General features: G+C 69.8%; 24 protein-coding genes. 10 read left to right on the forward strand and 14 right to left on the reverse strand.

Annotated features, from left to right (window positions below; all coding sequences use genetic code 11):
* Positions 1-78 precede the first annotated feature (78 nt).
* Positions 79-495 carry a VOC family protein gene (locus ACLQ2O_RS22065; RefSeq protein WP_425834302.1) on the reverse strand — a complete coding sequence of 139 codons (417 nt, stop codon included), beginning with the start codon at positions 493-495 and terminating at the stop codon, positions 79-81.
* Positions 496-595: 100 nt separating this feature from the next.
* On the opposite strand from ACLQ2O_RS22065, the gene ACLQ2O_RS22070 reads away from it, so the two are divergent.
* The 3 genes from ACLQ2O_RS22070 (at position 596) to nadC (ending at position 2,589) form a co-directional block, all read left to right on the forward strand.
* A complete protein-coding gene (locus ACLQ2O_RS22070) occupies positions 596-1,030 on the forward strand; it encodes a MarR family winged helix-turn-helix transcriptional regulator (protein ID WP_425834304.1) in 435 nt (144 codons plus the stop codon).
* Positions 1,031-1,086: 56 nt separating this feature from the next.
* Positions 1,087-1,563, forward strand: a complete 477-nt coding sequence (locus ACLQ2O_RS22075; RefSeq protein ID WP_425834306.1) for an NUDIX domain-containing protein — start codon at positions 1,087-1,089, stop codon at positions 1,561-1,563.
* 138 nt (positions 1,564-1,701) lie between these two features.
* Positions 1,702-2,589, forward strand: coding sequence for a carboxylating nicotinate-nucleotide diphosphorylase (gene nadC, locus ACLQ2O_RS22080; protein ID WP_425834308.1), 888 nt, complete (start codon positions 1,702-1,704; stop codon positions 2,587-2,589).
* Between the two features lie 6 nt (positions 2,590-2,595).
* On the opposite strand, the gene ACLQ2O_RS22085 is transcribed toward nadC, so the two are convergent.
* Positions 2,596-3,300: an NUDIX hydrolase gene (locus tag ACLQ2O_RS22085; protein WP_425834310.1), complete on the reverse strand. Its 705-nt coding sequence runs from the start codon at positions 3,298-3,300 to the stop codon at positions 2,596-2,598.
* A 69-nt stretch (positions 3,301-3,369) separates the two neighbouring features.
* On the opposite strand from ACLQ2O_RS22085, the gene nadA reads away from it, so the two are divergent.
* From nadA to ACLQ2O_RS22115, 6 genes are all read left to right on the forward strand, one after another.
* A complete protein-coding gene (gene nadA, locus ACLQ2O_RS22090) occupies positions 3,370-4,350 on the forward strand; it encodes a quinolinate synthase NadA (protein ID WP_425834312.1) in 981 nt (326 codons plus the stop codon).
* Positions 4,347-5,858 carry an L-aspartate oxidase gene (gene nadB, locus ACLQ2O_RS22095; RefSeq protein WP_425834314.1) on the forward strand — a complete coding sequence of 504 codons (1,512 nt, stop codon included), beginning with the start codon at positions 4,347-4,349 and terminating at the stop codon, positions 5,856-5,858. The genes nadA and nadB overlap by 4 nt, the downstream gene beginning before the upstream one ends.
* Before the next feature lie 26 nt (positions 5,859-5,884).
* Positions 5,885-6,178 carry a DUF1330 domain-containing protein gene (locus ACLQ2O_RS22100; protein ID WP_425834316.1) on the forward strand — a complete coding sequence of 98 codons (294 nt, stop codon included), beginning with the start codon at positions 5,885-5,887 and terminating at the stop codon, positions 6,176-6,178.
* 92 nt (positions 6,179-6,270) lie between these two features.
* Positions 6,271-6,822 carry a hypothetical protein gene (locus tag ACLQ2O_RS22105; RefSeq protein WP_425834318.1) on the forward strand — a complete coding sequence of 184 codons (552 nt, stop codon included), beginning with the start codon at positions 6,271-6,273 and terminating at the stop codon, positions 6,820-6,822.
* A 63-nt stretch (positions 6,823-6,885) separates the two neighbouring features.
* Positions 6,886-7,347: a hypothetical protein gene (locus ACLQ2O_RS22110; protein WP_425834320.1), complete on the forward strand. Its 462-nt coding sequence runs from the start codon at positions 6,886-6,888 to the stop codon at positions 7,345-7,347.
* Positions 7,344-7,634 (forward strand): transcriptional regulator, encoded by a 291-nt coding sequence (locus ACLQ2O_RS22115; protein WP_425834322.1) that lies wholly within the window; start codon positions 7,344-7,346, stop codon positions 7,632-7,634. The genes ACLQ2O_RS22110 and ACLQ2O_RS22115 overlap by 4 nt, the downstream gene beginning before the upstream one ends.
* Here the strand turns inward: ACLQ2O_RS22115 and ACLQ2O_RS22120 are convergent, their stop codons facing one another.
* The 5 genes from ACLQ2O_RS22120 to ACLQ2O_RS22140 form a co-directional block, all read right to left on the reverse strand.
* Positions 7,635-8,585: a MazG family protein gene (locus ACLQ2O_RS22120; protein ID WP_425834324.1), complete on the reverse strand. Its 951-nt coding sequence runs from the start codon at positions 8,583-8,585 to the stop codon at positions 7,635-7,637.
* A 4-nt stretch (positions 8,586-8,589) separates the two neighbouring features.
* The gene (locus tag ACLQ2O_RS22125) at positions 8,590-9,273 is read right to left on the reverse strand and encodes a hypothetical protein (protein ID WP_425834326.1); all 684 of its coding nucleotides are present in this window, start codon (positions 9,271-9,273) and stop codon (positions 8,590-8,592) included.
* Between the two features lie 25 nt (positions 9,274-9,298).
* A complete protein-coding gene (gene mfd / locus ACLQ2O_RS22130) occupies positions 9,299-12,937 on the reverse strand; it encodes a transcription-repair coupling factor (RefSeq protein ID WP_425834328.1) in 3,639 nt (1,212 codons plus the stop codon).
* A 13-nt stretch (positions 12,938-12,950) separates the two neighbouring features.
* A complete protein-coding gene (pth, locus tag ACLQ2O_RS22135) occupies positions 12,951-13,526 on the reverse strand; it encodes an aminoacyl-tRNA hydrolase (RefSeq protein WP_425834330.1) in 576 nt (191 codons plus the stop codon).
* Between the two features lie 69 nt (positions 13,527-13,595).
* A complete protein-coding gene (locus ACLQ2O_RS22140) occupies positions 13,596-14,243 on the reverse strand; it encodes a 50S ribosomal protein L25/general stress protein Ctc (protein WP_425834332.1) in 648 nt (215 codons plus the stop codon).
* A 351-nt stretch (positions 14,244-14,594) separates the two neighbouring features.
* Between ACLQ2O_RS22140 and ACLQ2O_RS22145 the strand changes: the two genes are divergently transcribed.
* Entirely contained in the window at positions 14,595-15,611 is a 1,017-nt protein-coding gene (locus tag ACLQ2O_RS22145; protein ID WP_425834334.1) for a cobalamin-binding protein, read from the forward strand.
* Positions 15,612-15,684: 73 nt separating this feature from the next.
* Here ACLQ2O_RS22145 and ACLQ2O_RS22150 read toward each other — a convergent pair whose 3' ends face one another.
* From ACLQ2O_RS22150 to ACLQ2O_RS22180, 7 genes are all read right to left on the reverse strand, one after another.
* Positions 15,685-16,449 (reverse strand): NAD(P)-binding domain-containing protein, encoded by a 765-nt coding sequence (locus tag ACLQ2O_RS22150; RefSeq protein WP_425834336.1) that lies wholly within the window; start codon positions 16,447-16,449, stop codon positions 15,685-15,687.
* A gap of 6 nt (positions 16,450-16,455) precedes the next feature.
* Positions 16,456-17,436, reverse strand: coding sequence for a ribose-phosphate diphosphokinase (locus ACLQ2O_RS22155; RefSeq protein ID WP_425834338.1), 981 nt, complete (start codon positions 17,434-17,436; stop codon positions 16,456-16,458).
* Between the two features lie 15 nt (positions 17,437-17,451).
* Positions 17,452-18,963: a bifunctional UDP-N-acetylglucosamine diphosphorylase/glucosamine-1-phosphate N-acetyltransferase GlmU gene (gene glmU / locus ACLQ2O_RS22160; protein WP_425834340.1), complete on the reverse strand. Its 1,512-nt coding sequence runs from the start codon at positions 18,961-18,963 to the stop codon at positions 17,452-17,454.
* Between the two features lie 87 nt (positions 18,964-19,050).
* Positions 19,051-20,358: a hypothetical protein gene (locus ACLQ2O_RS22165; RefSeq protein WP_425834342.1), complete on the reverse strand. Its 1,308-nt coding sequence runs from the start codon at positions 20,356-20,358 to the stop codon at positions 19,051-19,053.
* 513 nt (positions 20,359-20,871) lie between these two features.
* The gene (locus ACLQ2O_RS22170; RefSeq protein WP_425834344.1) at positions 20,872-21,549 is read right to left on the reverse strand and encodes a response regulator; all 678 of its coding nucleotides are present in this window, start codon (positions 21,547-21,549) and stop codon (positions 20,872-20,874) included.
* 21 nt (positions 21,550-21,570) lie between these two features.
* Entirely contained in the window at positions 21,571-22,749 is a 1,179-nt protein-coding gene (locus ACLQ2O_RS22175) for a sensor histidine kinase (RefSeq protein WP_425834346.1), read from the reverse strand.
* Between the two features lie 78 nt (positions 22,750-22,827).
* The gene (locus tag ACLQ2O_RS22180; RefSeq protein ID WP_425834347.1) at positions 22,828-23,430 is read right to left on the reverse strand and encodes a TetR/AcrR family transcriptional regulator; all 603 of its coding nucleotides are present in this window, start codon (positions 23,428-23,430) and stop codon (positions 22,828-22,830) included.
* Positions 23,431-23,505 lie beyond the last annotated feature (75 nt).

The following is a 23,505-nucleotide window of genomic DNA, read 5'->3' on the forward strand; positions in this document are numbered from 1 at the left end:
TCTTCCCCCGCACGCTCCGCATCAACGGCGGCTTGTTCCTCATCGTCGTGCTGATCATCAGTGCCCTGGCTCCCTCGTTCAGGCCGGTGCTGGTGCGTCGGCGTTCGTCCTGGGTTCGTTGGTGATGAGCACTACGTTGCCGTCCGGGTCCTCGATCATCGTCGCGTAGGGGCCGAGGAGGCGCCCCGGCGCCGTACGTCCGCTGTAGCCGGCGGAGGTGAGTGTGTTCCACACGGCGTCGACGGCCGCGTCGTCGTCGACGAAGAACTCCACGACCTGCTGGTATCCACCCTCGGGGCGGGTCCACTGTGAGTCGAAACGCAGCGCGACTTCGTCGACGGTGATGATCATCGTGACGCCGTTGTCCAACTTGTTGATCGAGACCGGGCGCTGGGGATGCGGGTCGGGCACGTCGAGCCCGAGGAGGCGGTAGAACTCGATCGATTTCTGCAGATCGCGAGCGTAGAGGACGATCATTCCGAGCTGGATTCCCATGGTTCGACTCCTTTTGACGAGCGTTGTCCCGTTCGGCAGGTTCAGATTGCTCTGACCACGTAGATAATCTACCACGGTAGATGGATAGGAAGGGAGCCCCTTGACGAGTGATCTCGGCGCGGTACTCAGCCGACTGCTGGAAGTGATCGTCGAGCGCGAGGCGCCGATCCTGAGCGCCCGCGAACTGACGATGTGGGAGTACGTGGTCCTGGTCTCGATCGCCGACGAGCCGGGGCTGAGCCAGAACGAACTCGCACGCAAGAGCCGGCGCGATCCGACGCGCTTGATCCGCCACCTCGACGAACTGGCCGAACGCGGCCTGATCGTTCGTGACGTCGACCCCGCCGACCGCCGCCGCCGCGTCGTGAGCCTGACCGACAGCGGCTCCGCGCTGGTCCGCGCCACCCAGGACGACATCCGCGCGATGGAGACAACGCTGCTGCGAGCACTCCCCCCGGCGGAGCAGGACAGGCTTCGCCGCTCGCTCACGGAAGCACTTGGCAGCGCCTTGAAATCACCGACAGACCAGGACTGACGAGAGAACTGGTACGCCAGATGTCGGAGCTCTGAGAAGCCGTGGTGAGACTCGCAGTGAAGCTGCTCCTGCTCGATGAAGAGGAACGCCTTCTTCTCCTCCACGCCCAAGACCCTCAGACGCACGCGAAGTGCTGGTATCCCGTGGGCGGGGGCATCGAGCTCGGGGAGACCTTGCAGGAGGCCGCAGCTCGTGAGGCCTTCGAAGAGACCGGCCTGGTCAGGCTGCCGCCCGGCCGTCCCGTCTGGCAACGCGATCACACCTACGAGTTCAGTGGCCGGGTCATCGACGTGCACGAGAAGTGGCTGATGCACGCAGTTGAGCGCTTCGATCCCGAGCCGGCGAGTCTGTCCGAGTACGAAGCCGACAGCATCTTGGGCTTCCGGTGGTGGCACGCCGCGGAGCTGGTCGAAACAACTGAGACAGTCTTCCCGCCACGACTCGGTCGCCTACTTCAGGACCTACTCGCCAACGGTGCGCCTGACAGCCCTCTCGACATCGGCAGCCGAAGCCGGCAACAGCCTGCCGACTGATGCCGTGGCTCGGCGGTGGTACCGTGGCACCCGGTTATCGCCTGATGATCGAAAACACCTCGAGACGCATAGTTGCCGATGGCAAAAATGTGGAGGTGCTGCGCCCGAACACCACGAGTGAGGCAGGGAGACGAACTCATGCAACTGGCTACCGACACGATCCGAGCTGCCGTCCGTACCGCGCTGTCGGAGGATCACGCGGCTGACGACGTGACCACTCGGTGGAGCGTTCCTGAGCAGCTGGACGTCGAGGCAGTGATGATCGCGAAGCAGGCGGGCCGGGTGGCGGGCCTACCGCTGGTAGTAGGCGTGTACGACGCGGTCGACCCTTCCGTCGCGGTGCGACCGGCCGTGGCCGACGGCGACCTGGTGCGCGCCGGGCAGCCGCTCGCCTGGATCAGTGGACCGGCGCGCTCGATCATCACCGGCGAGCGGGCGGCGTTGAACTTCGTCCAGCGGATGTCGGGCATCGCCACGCTGACCTCCGCGTTCGTGGCCGCCATCGGGCAGCACGAGGTGAAGCTTCTCGACACCCGCAAGACAGCGCCCGGCCTCCGGGCCCTGGACAAGTACGCGGTGACCTGCGGCGGCGGAACCAACCACAGACTCGACCTGGCCGCAATGGTGCTTCTGAAGGAGAACCACCTGGCTGCCGCCGGTGGCGTCCGTTCGGCCGTCCGAAGGGTTCGCGACGGCATGGCCGCGACCCGCCGGTACCTGGCCGTCGAGGTCGAGGTCACCACCCTGGCCGAGGCCTACGAGGCACTGGACTGCCAGGTCGAGTGGATCATGCTCGACAACATGTCCATCGACGCCATCAGGTCAGTGGTCGAGCAGCGTGACGCATCCGGATCCGGCTGCCGGCTCGAGGCCTCCGGCACCATCAGTCTCGAGACTGTCGCCGGCATCGCCGCCAGCGGAGTCGACGCCTTGTCCGTCGGCGCACTGACGCACTCGGCACCGGCGCTCGACACCAGCCTGCTGATCAGTCCGTTCGAGCTTCAGGAGCAGACCGTGCGGCCGTGAGCCGGGTCATCGCGGTGGACGCAGTACGGCGAACGGGTCGGTCACCGTCAACTCCCGCGCCACGAACTTGTAGACCGCGGCGGGACGCCCACCGGACTGTCCGGGCCGGGCGGTCCGCTCGGTCGGGCCGATGACCTGTCGCCGGGTCAGGACCCGGGTCAGGTTGGTCGCGCCGAGCTCGTAGCCCAGGGCGGCACTGAACAGGTCGCGCAGCTCGGCGATGGTGAACTCGGTCGGAGCCAGAGCGAACCCGATGTTCGTGTACGAGAGCTTCGCCCGGAGCCGCCCCACGGCCGCGTCGATGAAGTAGTGGTGGTCGAACGCCGTCCGCGGCAACTCGTCCACCGGGTGCCAGGCCGTGTCGGCCGGCAGGTTCGGTTGCACGTCGGACGGAACGAGCCCGAGGTACGCGGTCGCGAGGACCCGCGCCCGCGGATCCCGATCGATCGCGCTGTGGGTGGCCAACTGCTCCAGATGCGCGACATCACGCACGTCGACCTTCGCCGCGAGGTGACCGGTGATCGCCTCCCGGAGCCGCTCCGTGGGCTGCACGCCACCCCCGGGCAGCGCCCAGCGATACCTGAACGGGCTCTGCCCGCGCCGCCACAGCAGGACGCACAGGTTGCCGTCACGGACGGAAAGCACCACGGCCAGCACCTCGTGCGGATAACTGGGGATGTTGACCGGATCACTTTTCTTGGCGACGGGCATGGTGCCGATGGTACCGTCACCTTAGTTATCGCCTTAAAGGCGAAAACCATGCGAGGGAGGGAACAGGCAATGTCCGTTGCCCAGAGCACCGCCACGACCTGGTCGGAAGAGGTACGACGCCTGGCCCGCGAGCGGGACGCGGTCGTCCTCGCCCACAACTACCAGGACCCCGCGATCCAGGACGTGGCCGATCACGTCGGCGACTCGCTCGAGCTGTCGCGGCTCGCCGCCAGTACCGACGCGTCGACCATCGTCTTCTGCGGCGTGCACTTCATGGCCGAGACCGCGAAGCTCCTCAGTCCGGACAAGACCGTGCTGATCCCCACGGCCCAGGCCGGGTGCTCACTGGCCGACACGATCGACGCCGATCAGCTGCGGAGCTGGAAGGCCGAGCATCCCGGCGCCGCGGTGGTTGCCTACGTCAACACGAGCGCAGCGGTCAAGGCGGAGGCCGACGTGTGCTGCACGTCGTCGAACGCTGTGGACGTGGTGGAGTCGATCCCGGCGGACCAGCCGATCCTGTTCCTGCCCGACCAGTTCCTCGGCAACCACGTACGACGGCAGACGGGGCGCGACAACATCCACGTCTGGATGGGTGAGTGCCACGTCCACGCCGGCATCACTGCGGCCGATCTGCGGGCCCAGGTGGCGGCCGATCCGGAGGCGGAGGTTCTGGTGCATCCGGAGTGCGGCTGCGCGTCCTCGGCGGTCTGGCTCGCCGGCGTCGGTGACCTGCCCGCGGACCGGACCCGGATCCTGTCCACCTCCGGGATGCTCGGCGCCGCGCGCGACATGACGGCGAAGACGGCGCTGGTCGCGACGGAGATCGGCATGCTCCACCAGCTGCGCAAGGTCAACCAGCGGACGACTTTCCGGCCGGTGAACCCGAAGGCGTCGTGCCGCTTCATGAAGATGATCACGCCCGAACTGCTGCTGCGGTGCCTTCGCGAGGGCCGCGACGAGGTGGAGGTGCCGTTGGACGTGGCCGAGCGTGCCCGGCAGTCGGTCGAGCGGATGGTTGCCATCGGCAAGCCCGGTGGTGCTCGGTGAGACGATCCGCCGACGTCGTCGTCATCGGCAGCGGTGCGGCAGGCCTGTCGGCCGCGCTGGGCCTCGCGGCGACCCGGGACGTACTCCTCGTCAGCGCCGGTTCCGGGAGTACGCCGTGGGCGCAGGGCGGGATCGCCGCCGCGTACGGCGACGACGACCCGTTCGACCACGCCCACGACACCGAGATCGCCGGTGCGGGATTCTGCGACCCGCGCACTGTTCGCGCGCTCGTCGAGGAAGGTCCACAGCGGCTGGCCGAACTGATCGCCCTGGGCGCTCGTTTCGACCGTGACGGGGACGGTTCACTGTCGAGGACCCTCGAAGGTGGCCACGGCCGCCACCGGGTTGTCCATGCCGGCGGCGATGCCAGCGGCGCCGAGGTTCATCGCGCGCTCCACCAGGCAGGGCGGCTCGCCGGCGTCCGGACGGTGACAGGACGGGCCGTCGGCCTGATCAAGTCGGGCTCCGGGCACATCGCCGGCGTACTCCTCGAGGAAGGCGCGGACGTCAGCCAGATCGACGCTCGCGCCGTCGTACTGGCCACCGGCGGGATCGGCAACGCCTACCTGGCCAGCACGAACCCGTCGACCGTCCGCGGCGACGGCATCGCCTTGGCGCTGCAGGCCGGGGCGTCGCTGGTCGACATGGAGTTCGTGCAGTTCCATCCGACCGCACTGTTCACCGGCGACAGCACTGGCCAGCTCCCCTTGGTCACCGAGGCCGTCCGCGGCGAGGGCGCCGTACTCCGTGACCTGCGCGGCCGCAGGATCATGACCGGCGTGCACCCGCGGGCCGACCTCGCGCCGCGGGACATCGTGGCGCGCGCCATCGAGTCGACGATGCGGCGCGACGGGTCCGAGCACGTGTGGCTGGACGCGCGGTCGATCCCGGAAGACACCATCCGCCGGCGGTTCCCGACCGTCCTGGCGTCCTGCCGGCGAATCGGCGTCGACATGCTGAGCGAGCCGATCCCGGTGGCCCCGGCCGAACACTTCCTGTGCGGCGGAATCCGGACGGACCGCGACGGCGCAACCGATGTGCCGGGGCTCTACGCCGTCGGCGAGGCCGCGGGCAGTGGCGTCCACGGAGCCAACAGACTGGCGTCCAACAGCCTGCTCGAAGGGCTCGTCTTCGGGCGTCGCGTCGCCACGGCTCTGACCCTCGACCTGCCCACGGCGTCGTACGGACAGCCCGGTCGGCTGACCTTGGGCGAGGACCGCGAACCGGACAGGATCCGGGCGATCCTGACTGAGCACGCCGGCATCCGCCGCGACGCCGTCGGGTTACAGACCGCCCTCGACGAGCTCGAGTCGGCGGGCGACGGCCCCCTGGCGACGGTGGCGCGAACGGTCGTCACGGCAGCGGTCACCCGGGAGGACAGCCGCGGGTGCCACTGGCGCTCCGACCACCCCCGTACCGACGAACAGTGGAACCGGCACCTTGTCCTCCGTCTCGACGAGGATGGTCGCCCGGCTGTGCGTCAGCTTCTCCACTCAGCCACAACCTGAACACCCATCCAACACTGGAGGTTTCCATGCCCAAGGGCTACTGGGTCAGCGCGTACCGCACCATTTCCGACCCTGAGAAACTGGCTGCTTACAACAAGCTGGCCGCTGAGGCCGTCAAGGCCGGGGGCGGCCGGACCCTCGTCCGCGGCGGTCGGGTCGTGGCGCACGGCGCCGGAATCGCCGAGCGCACCGTCCTGGTCGAGTTCGACAGCTTCGAGCAGGCCGTCGCGGCGCACGAGAGCGCGGCCTACCAGAAGGCGCTGGTCGCCCTCTCCGACGGCGTTGAGCGCGACTTCCGCATCGTCGAAGGCACGGACTAAACGCTCGAGGCTCGTCAGGACGTGGGTTTCGGCGGGCGCCGGATCGGTGCGCAGGCCAGCAGGGGCAGGCTTAGCTTCGCTAAGCTGACTCGATGGCCGGTACGAGTAAGCCGATCGACGCGCCGCCGCCCCGCGTTCTGGAGCGTGCCGCCCGCGACGAGCTCGGTGAGTTCGAGCGGCGGATGCAGCGCCGGCCCGGGTTCGGTGGGGCGTTGGCGTGCCTGGTGATTCTTGTCGTCGTCGCGAACTTCCTGGTCAACTCGTCGGACACGGTCTGGGGTCGCCCCGTCGTGGCGCTCGGTCTGGTGATCGTCGTCGCCTGGGGTTACGTCTGGATTCAGCGCGTGCGCGGTGGGCTCTACCTGTTCTCGGGAGGGTTCGTCGACGCCGCCGGCCGGCGGCTGATCAGCGTGGCGTGGCCGGAGGTCCGGTCGATCAAGGGGCAGAAGACCCAGTTCGCCGTCGGCTCGCTTCCGGCGGGCAGTGCCTTCGCCTACGACGTGGCGTTCACGGCGCGGGCAACCGGCAGCGACGCGGTCTGGACGTTCAACACCACGTACGACGACGTACAGGACCTCGCCAGACTGATCTCCCGGCGCACCGGCGTCCGGGTGACCGGCACCACCGACCCGTACGGGCTTTGACACACGCCGTCAACGAGAACTTTCTACTTGCGAAAGTGGAAAATGATCTCTAAGGTTGCCGGTATGGAAAGTGATCCGCAGCAGCAGCTCCGGGAGCTCGAGCGGGCCGAGGCGGCGCCGTACGTGAACTACCCGAAGAGTCCCTGGTGGTACGCGCCGGCGATCGGCCTGTGGGTGACGGCGATGATCGGGACGTTCACCTGGTGGCGGGAGAACGCGGTGCTGTTCTGCCTGTCGCTGGCGGTGCTGATCGTGGCCGAGATCGGGTTCATCAACTGGATGCAGCGGCGGCACGGCGCGATGCCGTTCCCGGGGCGCGGGCGGCCGCCGGTGGAGATCGGGGCGGTCTGGCGGAAGTACTTCGCCGGGGTGGCCGCGATCGTCGTCATGGTCGGACTCGTGTGGTGGCTGGTCGGCGTTCCGGTCGCGGCCGCCGTGGCGTTCGTCCAGGTGACGAGCGGGCTGTACCTGTACGAGCGGACGTACGCCAAGGCGGCGGCGCGGGTGCGGGAGCGACTGGCGTGATCCAGGGGCTCGACCCGATCATCCACGCGCCGAAGCGGCTGGCTGCGATGGCCGTGCTGGCGAACGCGACGACGGCGTCGTTCCGGTTCCTGAAGGACTTCCTGGAGATCAGCGACTCGGACCTGTCCAAGCACATGTCCGCGCTGGAGGCGGCCGGCTACGTCAGCTCGACCAAGGACGGGCGCGGCCGCGGCGCGACCACGACGTACAAGATGACCCGCGCGGGTCAGACGGCGTACAACGCCCACCGCGACGCGCTCCGGGCGCTGCTCGACGGGCCGCTGTAACTACTCGGCGGCCCGTACGTCGTCGGCCAGTTGCCGTACGGCGTTGCGAAGGGCCTGCTCAGGGTCGACGCCGACCGCACGGGCCTGGCGGACCAGGTCGAGCAACGCCCCACCAACCGCACTCTCGTCGATGACCGGCGTTTCCACAGCAGGAAGCACCTTGGAGGCCCGCGACACGACCTTGTCGGCCAGCGCCAGCGCCGGCAGCGCGACCGGGATCCCCTCCAGCACCGAGGAGCGCTGCTTCTCGGCGGCCTTGATGGTCTCCCAGTTCGCCTCGACGTCGGCGACCCCGTCGACGGCGACGCCCGCGAACACGTGCGGGTGCCGCCGGATCAGCTTCTCGACGATGCCGCCCGCGACGTCGTCGACGGAGAAGCCGTCCTCGGCCTCCTCGGCGATCCGCGCGTGGAAGGCGACCTGCAGCAGCAGGTCCCCCAGCTCCTCCCGCAGGTGCGCGTAGTCGCCGGTGTCGATCGCCTCGAGCGTCTCGTAGGTCTCCTCGAGCAGGTACTTGGCCAGCGACTCGTGCGTCTGCTCCTGGTCCCACGGGCAGTTGCGGCGCAGCCGGTCCATCACCTGGACCAGGTCGATCAGCCGAGCCCCCGGTACGTCGTACGAGCCGTGCAAAATCTCCACCTCGTACGCCGGACGCGGCTCGCGCGCGAGCTGGTCCGCGACCAGCCGCAGCAACGCCGGCTCACCGTCCTCGCCGACCAGCCAGGCGACAGCCCGGCCTTCGGCAGCGGCGGCCACGAGCCACGACCACTGCGCGTCCGCGCCACCCTCGACCGACGTCACGACAAGCCCCGACCCGACCACGGCCTGCACCGACGGGCTCTCGACCCCGGCCGCGGCCCCGATCACGTCAGCCTGCTCGAACGCCTGCCAGGCCGCGCGGGTCAGCAGACCCGGCGCGACCCGCGGGCTGGTCAGGACGACCTTGATCAAAACGTCAGCCCTGCGGCTGCTCTGGCTGCGGCTGCTCTGGCTGCTGCTGCGGCTGCTCTGGCTGCTGCGGTTGCTGCTGCTGTTGTTGCTGCTGCTCGGCCGCCTCGCGCTTGGCCTTGGCCTGCGCGGACTCCTCCGACAGCGAGCCGGACACCTTGCCGTCGATCGCGCCGTCGGTCCACTTGCCGAACCGCGGCGAGACGCTGACGTCGATGTTCTTCGAGGCGTCCTTGACCGCGACCAGGCCGGCCTGCTGGGCCTGCTGCACGTTCGGGTCGGTGATCCCGGTGCCGCCGCCGAGCTTGATCGTGCCGACCGCTGCCTTCGCGACGCCGCGCAGGAACTCCGCGGCCACCGGGTCGGAGACGAACTTGTCGTACGCCGCCTGGTCGCCCACGACCGCCTTCATCGCCGGCGCGAGCTCGGCGTCGGTGACCGTGACCGCCCGCTGGTCGGCGACCTGCTGGACCAGCGCGCTGTTCACCAGCTCGCTGAGCGCCAGCGAAGCCGTGAACGGCTGGCCGAGCGCGGTGGTCACCGAGCGGGAGGTGTCGTCGACGTCGCCGACGGTGATCTCGGTCCCGCCCACCACGGCCGCCGCACCCGGGTGCGTCCCCGCGGCACAACCACCCAGCAGCAGCACCGAAGCCAGCGCGACACCCGCCACGTGTGCGAGGTTTCTGCTCAACGGACTCTCCTCCAGCTGGAACTCATCAGGCCTTCGCCCCCACGGGCTCGGCAATCACATCGTCGATCAGTCTGGCGCACCACTGCAGCAACTCCTGGTCGCGCAGCGGCTCACCGGCGACCGGCCGGGTGGCAGGTCTCGGCACCAGGATCGTACGCAGTTGCGCCTTGACCAGACTCTTCGGGTACAGCCTGTTCAGCCGCATGACCTTCGAATCGGGCAGCTCGACCGGTCCGAACCGGATCAGATTGCCCTGCAGCGTGACGTCGTGCAGCCCCGCCACTCGGGCGTGGTTGCGGAACTTCGCGACCTCGATCAGGTTCAGCACGGGCTGCGGGATGTCGCCGTACCGGTCGTGCAGCTCCTCGACCAGCTCCGCGATCCCCGCCTCGTCCCGTACGGCGGCCAGCCGCTGGTACATCTCCAGCCGCAGCCGCTGCGACGGCACGTAGTCGTGCGGCAGGTGGGCGTCGATCGGCAGCTCGATCTTGACCTCGGGCTCGTCGGCCTGGGTGTCGCCGCGGTACTCCGCGACCGCCTCGCCGACCAGCCGGACGTACAGGTCGAAGCCGACGTCGGCGATGTGCCCGGACTGCTCGCCGCCGAGCAGGTTGCCGGCGCCGCGGATCTCCAGGTCCTTCATCGCCACTGCCATACCGCCGCCCAGATCGGCGTGCTGCGCGATCGTGGCCAGCCGGTCGTGCGCGGTCTCGGTGAGCGGCTTCTCCGGCGGGAAGAAGAAGTACGCGTACGCCCGCTCGCGACCCCGGCCGACCCGGCCGCGGAGCTGGTGCAGCTGGGACAGGCCGAGCAGGTCGGCGCGCTCGATGATCATCGTGTTCGCGTTCGAGATGTCGATGCCGGACTCGACGATCGTCGTACAGACGATCACGTCGGACTGCTTCTCCCAGAAGCCCTGGATCACGTTCTCCAGGGTGTGCTCGTTCATCTGGCCGTGCGCGACCGACACCCGCGCCTCGGGCACCAGCTGACGGATCCGGGCGGCGGCCTTCTCGATCGTGTTGACCCGGTTGTGCACGACGAAGACCTGGCCCTCGCGCAGCAGCTCGCGCCGGATCGCGGCGGTCACCTGGCCCTCCTCGTACGCGCCGACGAAGGTCAGCACCGGGTGCCGCTCCTCCGGCGGGGTGGCGATGGTGGACATCTCCCGGATGCCGGTGATCGACATCTCCAGCGTCCGCGGGATCGGCGTCGCCGACATCGTCAGTACGTCGACCGCCGTGCGGAGCCGCTTCAGCTGCTCCTTGTGCTCGACGCCGAAGCGCTGCTCCTCGTCGACGACGACCAGGCCGAGGTCCTTGAACGCGACCTCGCCGCTGAACAGGCGGTGCGTCCCGATCACCACGTCGACCGACCCGTCGGCCAGCCCGTCGATCGTGGCCTTCGACTCCTTGTCGGTCTGGAACCGCGACAGCGGCGCGACGTTCACCGGGAACGCGGCGTACCGCTCGGCGAAGGTCGCGTAGTGCTGCTGGACGAGCAGCGTGGTCGGCACCAGGATGGCAACCTGCTTGCCGTCCTGGACCGCCTTGAAGGCAGCCCGGACGGCGATCTCGGTCTTGCCGTAGCCGACGTCGCCGCAGACGATCCGGTCCATCGGCATGACACGTTCCATGTCGTGCTTGACGTCGTCGATCGTGGCCAGCTGGTCCGGCGTCTCCACGAACGGGAACGCGTCCTCGAGCTCGCGCTGCCACGGCGTGTCCTTGGAGAACGCGTGGCCCTTGGTCGCCTGGCGGGCGGCGTACAGCTTGATCAGCTCGCCGGCGATCTGCTTGACCGCCTTGCGCGCGCGGCCCTTGCGCTTGGCCCAGTCGCCGCCGCCCATCTTGTCCAGCGTGGGCTGCTCGCCGCCGACGTACCGGGTGACCTGGTCGAGCTGGTCGGTCGGCACGAACAGCCGGTCGCCCGGTTGGCCGCGTTTGCTCGGCGCGAACTCGATCACGACGTACTCGCGGGTGGTCCGCTGGGTGCCGGTGCCGACCGTGCGCTGCATCATCTCGACGTACCGGCCGACGCCGTGCTGCTCGTGCACGACGAAGTCGCCGGGAGCGAGCTCCAGCGGGTCGACGGCCTTCTTCCGGCGGCTCGGCATCCGTTGCTGGGAACGGCGTTCGGCCGCCGAGCGCTGGCCGGCCAGGTCGTTCTCGGTGAGCACCGCGAACTTGATGCCTTCAGCAATGAACCCGTGCTCGAGCGCGCCCTGGGAGATCAGCACGACGCCCGGCTCCGGGATGCCGTCGATCGAGTCGACGGTCCGGGCCGGCAGCTCCGCCTCGGAGAACACCTCGGCCAGCCGCTGGGCCGGGCCGTGGCCCTCGGTGACGCAGACGACGCGCCAGCCGTCGCGCAGCCAGCCGCGGACGTCCTCGACGGCGGCCGCGGTCTCACCACGGTAGGCGTCGACCTCGTGCGCCTTGATCTGCCGGCTGCGGACCGCGCCGCTGTCGGTGTCGATGTCGAACGAGACCCGCGTACCCATCGAGTCGCGCAGCTCGGGCTCGTCGGTCGGCGCGGCCGCGAACGGCGACAGGCTCCACCAGGCCAGCCCACGGTCCAGCGCCTGGGTCCGGACGTCGGCGAGCGACATGTACGCCGCGGCGCCCAGGTCGATCGGCGCCTCGCCTCCCCCGGCGGCCGCGGCCCAGGAGGCCTCCAGGAACTCCTGGCTGGTCGCGACCAGGTCGTGCGCCCGGGCGCGGACCCGCTCGGGGTCGCTGACCACGACGTGGGTGCCTTCCGGCATCAGGTCGACCAGCAGCTCCATGTGGTCGACCAGGACGGGCGCGAGCGACTCCATCCCCTCGACCGCGTGCCCCTCGGCGAGCTTCTCGAACAGCTCGGCCAGCTCGGGGTGCTCCTTGGCCAGTACGCCGGCGCGAGCGCGCACCTCGTCGGTGAGCAGCAGTTCGCGACACGGCGGCGCCCACAGGCCGTGCTCGGCGATCTCCAGCGACCGCTGGTCGGCGACCGCGAAGTACCGGATCTCCTCCACGTCGTCGCCGAAGAAGTCGACCCGCAGCGGGTGCTCCTCGGTCGGCGGGAAGACATCGATGATGCCGCCACGGACCGCGAACTCACCGCGCCGCTCGACCAGGTCCACCCGGCTGTACGCCGCCCCCGCGAGCCGGGCGACGACGTCCTCGAGCTCCATGCTGTCGCCGACGTGCAGCTGGACCGGGCGCAGGTCGGCCAGCCCGGCGACCTGCGGCTGCAGCACGGACCGGACCGGCGCGACCAGGATCTTGATCGGCCCGGTCGTCTCGTCCGAGGGGTCCGGGTGCACCAGGCGTCGCAGTACGGCGAGCCGGCGGCCGACCGTGTCCGACCGGGGCGACAGCCGCTCGTGCGGCAGGGTCTCCCAGGCCGGGTAGTAGGCGACCGAGCCAGGCTCGACCAGGCACTGCAGGGCCTCGGTCAGCTCCTCGGCCTCGCGGAAGGTTGCGGTGACCGCGAGCACCGGTCGGTCGGCGCCGAGCCGCTCGGAGGCGAGCGCGGCCAGCAGGACGGGACGGATCGAGCCGGGCGCGCTCAGGTCGAGCGTGGCGACGCCGCTGCCGCGAATGTCCTTGCGGGCGTCACTGATCGCGTCGGCGACCACCGGATCGGTGACGAGGGTGTCGACCAGGCCGGCGAGTTTCACGAGTTGTCCTGCTTCACGAGTTGTACCGCCCTTGGGTCACTTCGAGGCCGTCAGCGAGCAAAGACTCGATGGCGTCGGCGGTGCGGTCGAGCTCGAACGGGAGGTCCTTGCGCTCGGTGCTGGAGAACTCGTTCAGCACGAAGTCCGCCGGGCTCTGCCGGCCGGGCGGACGCCCGACCCCGAACCGCACTCGATGGTAGTCACCGGTGCCAACCGACTTGCGGATCGACTTCAGGCCGTTGTGCCCGTTGTCGCCGCCGCCGAACTTGAGCCGCAGCGCGGCGAAGTCGATGTCCAGCTCGTCGTGCACGGCCACCAGGTGGACCGGCTCGACCTTGAAGAACTTGAGCAGCCCGGAGACCGGTCCGCCCGACTCGTTCATGAACGAGCGCGGCTTGGCCAGGATCGTCCGGTAGCCGCTGAGCCGGGTCTCGATCACCTCGGCCTTGGCCTGCTTGTGCTGCTTCCAGCCACCGCCGACCCGGCCGGCCAGCTCGTCGACCACCATCTGGCCGACGTTGTGCCGGGTCTTGGCATAGGAAGGGCCGGGATTCCCCAGCCCGACGACCAACCACACGTCGTCCGCCACGGATCTCCCGGCCCTCTCCTGTTCGTTGCCTGTACGGCGTACTGCCTCTGTGCCGGTACGGCGCGGTGCTTACTCCGCCGCGGCGGCGACCGGCTCCTCGGAGGGAGCGTCCGCCTCGTCCTTCTCGATGCCGGCCTCGGCCTCGGCCTCGGACAGCTCCGCGTCCAGCTGCTCGGCGGTCGTGGCGGCGGTGATGTTGACGATCAGCGTGTCCGGCTCGACGGCCAGCGTGGTGCCCGCGGGCAGCTTCAGGTCGGAGGCGTGGATCTGCGCGCCGGCGTCCAGGCCCTCGATCGACACGGTGACGCCGTCCGGGATGTGGGTCGCCTCGGCCTCGACCAGGATGCTCGCGTTCTCCAGCACGACCAGGGTCTCGCTGACGGCCTCGCCCTCGAGGTGCACGGCGATGTCGACCTGCACCTTCTCACCGCGCTTCACGATGACCAGGTCGACGTGCTCGATGAAGCCCTTGATCGGGTCGCGCTGGACCTGCTTCGGCAGGGCCAGCAGGCTGTCGCTGCCCTCGACCTCGATCAGCAGCAGGGCGTTGGCGGTCTTCAGCGCCAGCATGGTGTCGTGACCGGGCAGCGTGATGTGCACCGGGTCCGTGCCATGACCGTACAGAACGGCGGGGACCTTGCTTTCCCTGCGGATTCGGCGGGCAGCACCCTTGCCGAACTCAGTGCGCGACTCGGCTTGGATCTTGACCTCGGCCACGAGATGAACTCCCTCAAGCTTGTTGCGGTGATCTGTTGACTGGTGGTGGAACCGGTTGCAGAGCCTCAGCGGGCACGTCTTGACTCCGGAAAGGCGTCAGGCAACGAACCACCGCGTCGATCACGGAGCCGCGCCCGCCTAGCACTTTCTCACCGAGTCGAGCACTTCGACATCAAGCGCAGTCGGGGGGCGTCCCTCGCCGAGGCAACCAAAACAGTCTACCCAACACTCCCCCCAGACGAGAAATCCACCCCTTCCCCCACTTTGAGCACCGGTCAGGCACCGGAAGCCGTCGGAAACGGCTGAGCCGTGCTCAAGGACGCGTCGGGGCAGACGCCCTAAGGTCGGGGCATGAGAATCGTCTCGCTGTTGCCGTCGGCGACCGAGATCTGCTTCGCACTCGGCGCCGGCGACGAGGTCCACGGCGTGACGTTCGAGTGCGACTACCCCGCGGCCGCCCGCGAGCGCCGGATCGTCTCCACCACCAGCCTTCCCACCGGGCTCACGCCCGCCGAGATCGACGCTGCCGTCCGGGAACGAGCCGCCGCCGGCGAGGACCTCTACAAACTCGACCGCGACGCCCTCCGCGCCGTCGACCCGGACCTCGTCATCACCCAGGACCTCTGCGCGGTCTGCGCCATCGACGTCGACGACGTCGAGGAAGCCCTCTCCTACCTCGGCTGCCAGGCCAAGGTCGTCACGACGGACCCGCACGACCTGAACGAGGTCCTGGAGTCGATCGAACAAATAGCCCAAGCAATCGGCCGGCAGGCCGAGCCGCTCGTCTCCACCCTCCGCGGGCGCCTCGACGCACTCCACGCTCTTCCTCCGGCAAGCGCTCCCGCGCCCCGCTCCGCGGGGCGCGGGAGCGCGAGGAGGGAAGGGGCACCGGCCCACGGCGCAGCTTCACCCACCTCCGATGGGCTCGGCTCGGCGTCTGTTGCCAGCTCGCCAACGCGCTTGCCCGTCGAGAACACCGGGCCGGTCGAGCTGCCTCGGGTGCTGGTTCTGGAGTGGACTGATCCGCCGTTCGCGCCGGGGCACTGGATTCCGGAGATGGTGGAGGTGGCGGGCGGGGTCAGTGTGCTGGGGTCGGCCGGGTTGCGGTCCGGGCGGACGACCTGGCCTGCGATTGCCGCCGCGAAGCCTGAGGTGGTTGTGGTCGCGCCGTGCGGGTTCGGGCTGGACGAGGCGGCTCGGCTGGGTGAGGAGCTGCTCGACCAGCTGCCCGCCGTACCGGTGTGGGCTGTTGATGCGAACGGGTACTTCGCCCGCCCCGGCCCCCGCCTGGTGGACGGTGTGGAGGCACTGGCCGGGATCCTTCGAGGGACAGCCGTCGACCCCGAGGTGGCCCGGCAGATCCGTTAGTTCTGACGTGTGCTGATCAAACCAGCGCTACGCCTCGGCCGTCGTCCACCCGCAACTGATGGATTGAGGCCGGCTACCGGCTCAGCTGAGTCCACACCTCGCGCAGCGCCCGCGCCGCGTCGCCTTCCAGCCCGGCCGCATCCAGCGTCTCCGCCAGCTCGTCGAACTCAGGCCCCCATCGCCACGCGACAGCCCGCAGCTGCTCCGGCAGCCCCGGATCCTTCAGCGACCCGCCGTCGGCCCGCGTGTGCTGCGCCGTCAGCGCCTCGGTCACGCCGTGCTCAGCCGCCAGCTGAAACGCCAGCACAGCCAGTGCCGCTTTGCCCTTGTTGTACAGCGCGTACGACGACTTGGCCGCGCTCGCGGCCCCCGGCTCGGCCCCGACCACCATCGGCGTCACCAGGGTCCCCGCCCACAACTCCGCCGCCTGATCAGCCGCGCTCCCCGACAGCATCAGGTGCGTAGGACTCGGCCCACCGGTCGGCGGCGGCCCGATCACTCCACCGTCCACGAAGGTTGCCTTGGGCAACGCCTCGCGGGCCCGCTGCAGGGACTGCGGCGACAGCGGGTTCGCCTCGACGTAGATCCCGGCGAACCCCGACCGCCCGACCTGCTCGGCGATCGCCACCGCGCCCTGCGGCGCGCACGAGCACAGCACCACCTCGGCCGCACCGACCGCTTCGTCGTACGACGAACCGATCAGCCCGGCCGCTTCAGCGCGCGCGGCCGACGCCGTACTGCGTCCTGCCGGCACCCAGTGCACCTCGTGCCCCGCCGCGACCAGTTGCGCGGCGAGCTGCGAACCCATGGCTCCGGGGTGGAAGACGGCGATCCGCATCGGCGGTCAGGCCCGGCCCTCGAACAGGCTGGTCACCGATCCGTCCTCGAACACCTCGCGGATCGCGCGGCTGATCAGCGGCGCGATCGACAGCTCGGTCAGCTTGTCGAACTTGCGGTCCTCGGAGATCGGCAGCGTGTTGGTGACGATCACCTCGCTGGCCTGGCAGTTCTTCAGCCGGTCCACCGCCGGGCCGGACAGGATCGCGTGGGTGGCGGCGATCACGACGCCCGCGGCGCCCTCGGCGTACAGGGCGTCGGCGGCCTTGGTGATCGTGCCGCCGGTGTCGATCATGTCGTCGACCAGGATGCAGACCCGGCCGGCGACCTCACCGACGACGCGGTTCGCGACGGTCTCGTTCGGGCGGTCGATGTCGCGGGTCTTGTGGATGAAGGCCAGCGGCGCGTTGTTCAGCCGGGCCGACCACTGCTCGGCGACCTTGATCCGGCCGGCGTCCGGCGACACGACGGCCAGTTGCTGGTCGCCGTACTTCTCCCGGACGTAGTCGGACAGGATCGGCAGCGCCATCAGGTGGTCGACGGGGCCGTCGAAGAAGCCCTGGATCTGCGAGGTGTGCAGGTCCACGCAGATCAGCCGGTTCGCGCCCGCGGTCTTGAACAGGTCGGCCATCAGCCGGGCCGAGATCGGCTCCCGGCCGCGGTGCTTCTTGTCCTGCCGGGCGTACCCGTAGAACGGCAGCACCACGGTGATCCGCTTGGCCGACGCCCGCTTCAGCGCGTCGACCATGATCAGCTGCTCCATGATCCACTCGTTGATCGGCGAGGTGTGGCTCTGGATCACGAACGCGTCGCTGCCCCGGACCGACTCCTCGAACCGGACGTAGATCTCGCCGTTGGCGAAGTCGTACGCCGAGGTCGGCACCAGGCCGGAGCCGAGCTGCTCGGACACCTCCTCGGCCAGACCGGGATGGGCCCGGCCGGAGAAAACCATCAGGTTCTTCTCGGTGGTTCGCTTCATCCCGCTCATCGCCACTGCCTCCCGTTACGCCTGGTCGCCGGAGTCGCCCGCTGCGCCCGGTTTCGGCTCCACCTCGGCGGACGGTTCGCCCGGCCCCGCCGTTGCCGCGTCGGCCGGCGCACGTTCCGCCGCCTTCGCCGTCTTCGTCCCGGCCCGCTTGCGCGCGACCCAGCCCTTGATGTTGCGTTGCCGCCCGCGCGCGACGGCGATCTCGCCGGCGTTCACCGGCTGGTCGATGGCCGACCCGGCCGCGATGTACGCGCCGTCGGCGATGGTGCCCGGCGCGACCAGCACCGAGTTGCTGCCGACGAAGGAGTAGCGCCCGACGGTGGTGTGGTGCTTGTTCACACCGTCGTAGTTGGCGAAGATCGTGCCGGCGCCGATGTTCGCGCCCTCGCCGATCGTCGCGTCGCCGGCGTACGACAGGTGCGGGACCTTCGCGCCGTCGGCGATCGCCGCGTTCTTGGTCTCCACGAAGGTGCCGATCTTGCCCTTCACGCCGAGCGACGTCCCGGGCCGCAGGTACGCGAACGGGCCGACCGAGGCGCCGGCGCCGATCAGCGCGCCGGAGCCGTGCGTACGAATGATCGAGGCGCCTTCACCGACCTGTACGTCGGTCAGCGTGGTGTCCGGGCCGATCACGGCGCCGGTCGCGACCGTGGTCGCGCCGTGGAGCTGCGTGTTCGGCAGGAGGGTGACGTCCTGCTCGAGCTCGACGGTCTGGTCGACCCACGTCGTACTCGGGTCGACGATCGTGACGCCAGAGCGCATCAGGGTGTCCAGCGTGCGCCGGTTCAGCTCGGCGCGCAGCGTGGCCAGCTGGACGCGGTCGTTCACGCCCTCGGTCTGCATCGCGTCCTCGATCACCCACGCGCCGACCCGCTTGCCGTCGCCGCGGGCGATCGCCAGGACGTCGGTCAGGTACAGCTCGCCCTGCGCGTTGTCCGTGGTCAGCCGGCTCAGCCCGTCGCGCAGCGTGGCCGCGTCGAAGGCGTAGATCCCGGCGTTGATCTCGTCGATCTGGCGCTGCTCGGGGGTCGCGTCCTTGTGCTCGACGATGCCCGCGACCGTGCCGTCGGGACCCGGCAGGATCCGCCCGTACCCGGTCGGGTCGGGGACGCGCGCGGTGAGCACTGTCACAGCGTTGCCCTGCTTGTCGTGCTCGGCGATCAGCTCCAGCAGCGTGCCGGCGGCCAGCAGCGGGACGTCGCCGGAGGTGACCACGACGGTCCCGTCGAAGTCGGCCGGTACGGCGGTCAGTCCGGCCCGGACGGCGTCGCCGGTCCCGAGCTGCTGCTCCTGGACGGCGGTCCGGACGGCGTCGTCGACCTTGGCGAGGTGGGCCTCGACCTGCTCACGGCCGGTACCGACCACGACGACGAGGTGCTCCGGCGCGAGTGCACGCGCGGTGACGACCGCGTGCCCGACGAGGCTGCGCCCGCCGATCTCGTGCAGGACCTTGGGGGTCGCGGATTTCATCCGGGTCCCCTGACCGGCGGCCATCACGATGACCGCCGCAGGACGGTGGGAAGTCACGCGGTCTTCTCCTCGGGTTCCCTACGAGTTCTGGGCGAGTTCGGTGCGTGAGCGCCCGGAACCGAGCGCCCGCGTCAGCCTACTTCCTCACTGTGCGAGGGTTCGCAGCGCATCCACAAGCTTCTGCTCTGTGAAGCCGGTGTACTCCAGCAGCAGCCGGTCCTGAGCGGGCTCGTTGTACCCGCGGCGGGCGACCTGCAGGTAGAAGTCGGTGACCGCTTTCAGGCCGACCTGCTTGATCAGCTGCTCGACGGCCAGCCAGCTGATGTCGTCACTGTCCGTAGTGTCGTACTCGTCGTCGGCGGGGAGCCTGGCCAGGTCGCCGAGGGCTCGTCTGCGGATGTCGTCGCGAGCGGCCGTGACCTGCTTGCCCCGGCCGGTGGCGATCAGCTGCAGGCTCTCGGCGTACTGGGCTATGCCCTCGGCGAGCCAGCGCGGGGCCTCCTCGCCGAGGCGGACGGGCAGCAGGTGCATCAGCGCATGGTTCAGCTGAGCCGAGTCGAAGCGCTCCTGCGACTCAGGCCGTACGACGATCCAGCCGCCGACCGGGCGACCGTCCTCCGCCGGGCTCGGGATCGGCTGGACGCGGGCCGGCTCGTTGCCTTTGAGGGTCGCGGGCAGGTCGGTCAGGACACCCGGTTCGCGCATCGCGACGATCATCGGGACGATCTGCAGGTGGCCCTTCCACAGGGTGCGGATCTTGCGGGCCATCGCGACCGTCTCGTCGGCCTGGCGGTCGGCGTACGCGAGCCGCCCCTGGTCGACCACGACCAGCACGTTGCGCCGCTTCAGCACGTCGATCGGGCCGTAGTCCCACGGCTGCCGCCCGGACCCGATCGCGCGGTCCAGGTCGTTGTCGTCGACCAGGTACAGCCGGCCGTCGCGGACCGTGTAGGTGTAGCCGACGTCCGTCGCCGCCCGCGCCAGGCGGCTCCCGGAGATCTGGTACCGCATGCTCACCCGGAAGGTGCCGGTCGCCAGGCCGTACCGGCGTACGGCCTCGTAGTTGGTCCAGACCTCGGCACGCCGGTAGATCACCGACATCCCCAGCTCGCGCATGTTCTGGAAGACCTGCTTCTGCTCGACCCGCAGCTCGGGCGCCACGTCGCGCAGGAACAGCTGCAGGTTGTTCTGCTTCACCGCGATCCCCCGCCGAGCCAGGATCGCATCCACCGCGGCCCCCAGCCGCGGGTCGACCTCACCACTCGCACTGGGCCGCACCTGCTGCAGTGTCGCCCCACCCATCGCCTCAGCAGTCAGCGCCACCCCACGCCCCGCCGAAGGCACCCCGGCCCACAGGCCGCCCCCGACCACCACCATCGCCACCACCACCGGCCACACCGCAGGCCCCTCGGCCACGACCCACCGCCGCACCGCCGCCCACAACCCCGGCATCACAACCCTCTCCCAACCACCGACCCCGCGCGCCCCCATCGTCGCCCACCCCAAGGCCACCGACCAACTTTCCGGCCTGACTGGGTCTTCTGGTTTGGGGGTGGGGTCGAAGGTTTCGGGGTGGAGGGGGTGGGGGCGGAGGTTTTGGGGCGGTTGGGGGGCGGAGGGGTGGGGCGGAGGTTTTGGGGCGGGGTGGAGGGGGTCGGGGCGGAGGTATTGGGGCGGTTGGGGGCGGGGCGGAGGTTTGGGGGCGGGGTGGAGGTTTCGGGGTGGAAGGGGTCGGGGCGGAGGTATTGGGCGGTTGGGGGCGGGGTGGAGGTTTCGGGGTGGAGGGGGTGGGGGCGGAGGTTTTGGGGGCGGTCGGGGGTGGGGACGGATCGGGGCGGCGGTCCGCGGCCACACCCGGGGGTGGGGATGATGCAGCTACTGACTTACAACTCTTTTCCGGCCGCCGCGACCTCAGCCACCGCGACCTCTCCGGCCGCATGCCCGCCGGCCTCAGCGCCGTACAAGTCAGCCGTGCGCCTTCACCAACCCGGTCTCGTACCCCAGCACCACCAGAGCCACCCGATCACGCAACCCCGTCTTCGCCAGGATCCGTCCGATGTGCGTCTTCACCGTCGCCTCCGACAGCGTGAACAACCGCGCGATCTCAGTGTTGGACAACCCCCGAGCGACCTCCACCAAAACCTCCCGCTCACGCGCGGTCAGCTCCGCAAGATCCGGCACCTCACGATCCTCGTCCGGCAGCGCGCCGGCAAAATGCTCGAGCAACCGCCGCGTCGTACTGGGCGAGACAACAGCATCCCCCGAGTGCACCTGCCGAACCGCCGACAGCAGATCCGCCGGCGGCGTGTTCTTCAGCAGGAACCCGGCAGCCCCCGCCTTGATCGCCGCGAACGCGTACTCGTCGAGGTCGAACGTCGTCAGCACGATCACCCTCGGTGCCGTAGGCAACGACTGCAGCTGGCGGGTCGCCTCGACGCCGTCCAGCCGTGGCATCCGCACGTCCATCAGGACGACGTCGGAAGCGGTCACCCGCAGCTTCTCCAAGGCCTCACCGCCGTCACCCGCCTGGCCCACCACCCGCATGTCGGGCTGGGAGTCCACCAGCATGGTGAACCCGGCCCGGACCAGCTCCTGGTCGTCCACCAGGAAGACCCGGATCACGCCGTCGTCGGTCTCGCTCACGCTGCTGTTCCTCCGATTTGCTTACTGGTCAGGCGGTCCGGCGTACGGGAGCCTCGCGACCACCTCGTACCCGCCGCCCACCTTGGGCCCGGCGTTCACCGTACCGCCGGAGATCGAGGCGCGTTGCCGCATCCCGACCAGTCCGTGCCCTGGGTCGCTGCTCGGCGCGACCCCGCCGCCGCGGCCGTCGTCGGTGACCACCACGGTCAGCATCTCGCGCCCGAAGTCCAGAGTGACGGAGGTCCGCGCGCCCGGCCCGGCGTGTTTCAGCGTGTTGGTCAGGCCTTCCTGCACGATCCTGTACGCCGTGAGGCCGAGCAGCGCGGGCAGGTCGCGCGGCGTCCCGGTGACCTCGTAGTCGACGGTCAACCCGGCTTCGCGGACGTTCTCCACCAGCTCGGGCAGCGACTGGACGCCGGGCTGCGGCCGCGGCTGGTTCGGGTCGAGCTCGTTCTGCTCGTCCTGCTTGAGCAGCCCGAGCATCTTGCGCATCTCGGTCAGCGACGCGCGTCCGGTGTCGCCGATCGTGGCCAGCGCCTTCTTCGCCTGCTCCGGCGACGCGTCGGCGGCGTACAGGCCGCCGTCGGCCTGGACGATCATGATCGACAGCCCGTGCGCGACCACGTCGTGGATCTCGCGGGCGATCCGGGTCCGTTCGTTGGTGACCGCGAGCATCGCCTCGCGGTCGCGGTCCCGCTCGGCCTGGACGGCGCGTTCCTCCAGTTGGGCGACGTACAGGCCGCGGGTGCGGCGGCGTTCCCCGAAGGCCCAGACCCCGAACACGACGGCGCCGAGGGCAACCATCATGGTGACCTGCTGGCGCCAGTCGGTGCCGGCCCAGTAGCGAGCCGTCGCCATCAGGACGCCGAGGCCGCCGATGCCGAGCGCGAGCCGGCTGTACTTCACCTCGCCGTACACGGAGACCGTGTAGAGCGCGACGAGGAGCCCGACGTTGCCAGGCTGCAGGTCGATCCCGGCCAGCCACTGCAGCACCGCGATCGCGGAGAGACCGAAGAAGACCAGCTCGGGATAGCTGCGCCGCCAGATCAGCGGCACCAGCAACGCCACGCCGACCACGCCGGCGAACTGGGCCTGCGCCAGCGACAGGAACCCGAAGAACAGCGTCAGTCCACCCGCCAGCAGCAGGTCGAACGCCTTGGACTGCGGCGAGACCCGCCGAGCCGTGAAGAACCCCGTCATGCCGGCCAGCGTACGGCGATCGCCCGGCGAAAAGGTCATGCCACGGACGTATCTCCCCGTCCTACCGGGGACCGACTCCTACTTGTGCGGCCGGGTCGACAGCGTCGGTTTGGCTTCCAGCCCGGCCAGGCCGTTCCAGGCCAGGTTGACCAGGTGCGCGGCGACGTCCTGCTTCTTCGGGCGGCGCGCGTCGAGCCACCACTGACCGGTCAGCGCGACCATGCCGACCAGCATCTGCGCGTACATCGGCGCGTTCTTCGGGTCCAGCCCGCGCCGCTTGAACTCCTCGGCCAGGATGTGCTCGACCCGCCTCCCTATGTCGCTGAGGATCGAGATGAACGACCCGCTCGACGACCCGACCGGCGAGTCCCGGACCAGGATCCGGAAGCCGTCCGACGAGCTCTCGATGTAGTCCAGCAGCGCGAGCGCCGCCTGCTCCACGAGCTCGTGCGCCCGGCCCGCCGTCAGCGACGCGGTCACGGTGTCGAGCAGGCTGCGGACCTCGCGGTCCACCACTACGGCGTACAGGCCTTCCTTGCCGCCGAAGTGTTCGTACACGACCGGCTTGGAGACCTCGGCCCGGGCCGCGATCTCCTCGACCGACGAGCCTTCGTAACCCTTCTGGGCGAACAGCGCCCGGGCGATCACGATGAGTTGCTCGCGACGATCCGCACTCGTCATCCGGACCCGGGTGGAACGTCGCGGTTTGGGTTCCGTCACGTCGAGATCACGTCTGCATCATGCCGTACGACGGTG

This window comes from Kribbella sp. DT2, from assembly GCF_049844575.1.
GTDB lineage: Bacteria > Actinomycetota > Actinomycetes > Propionibacteriales > Kribbellaceae > Kribbella.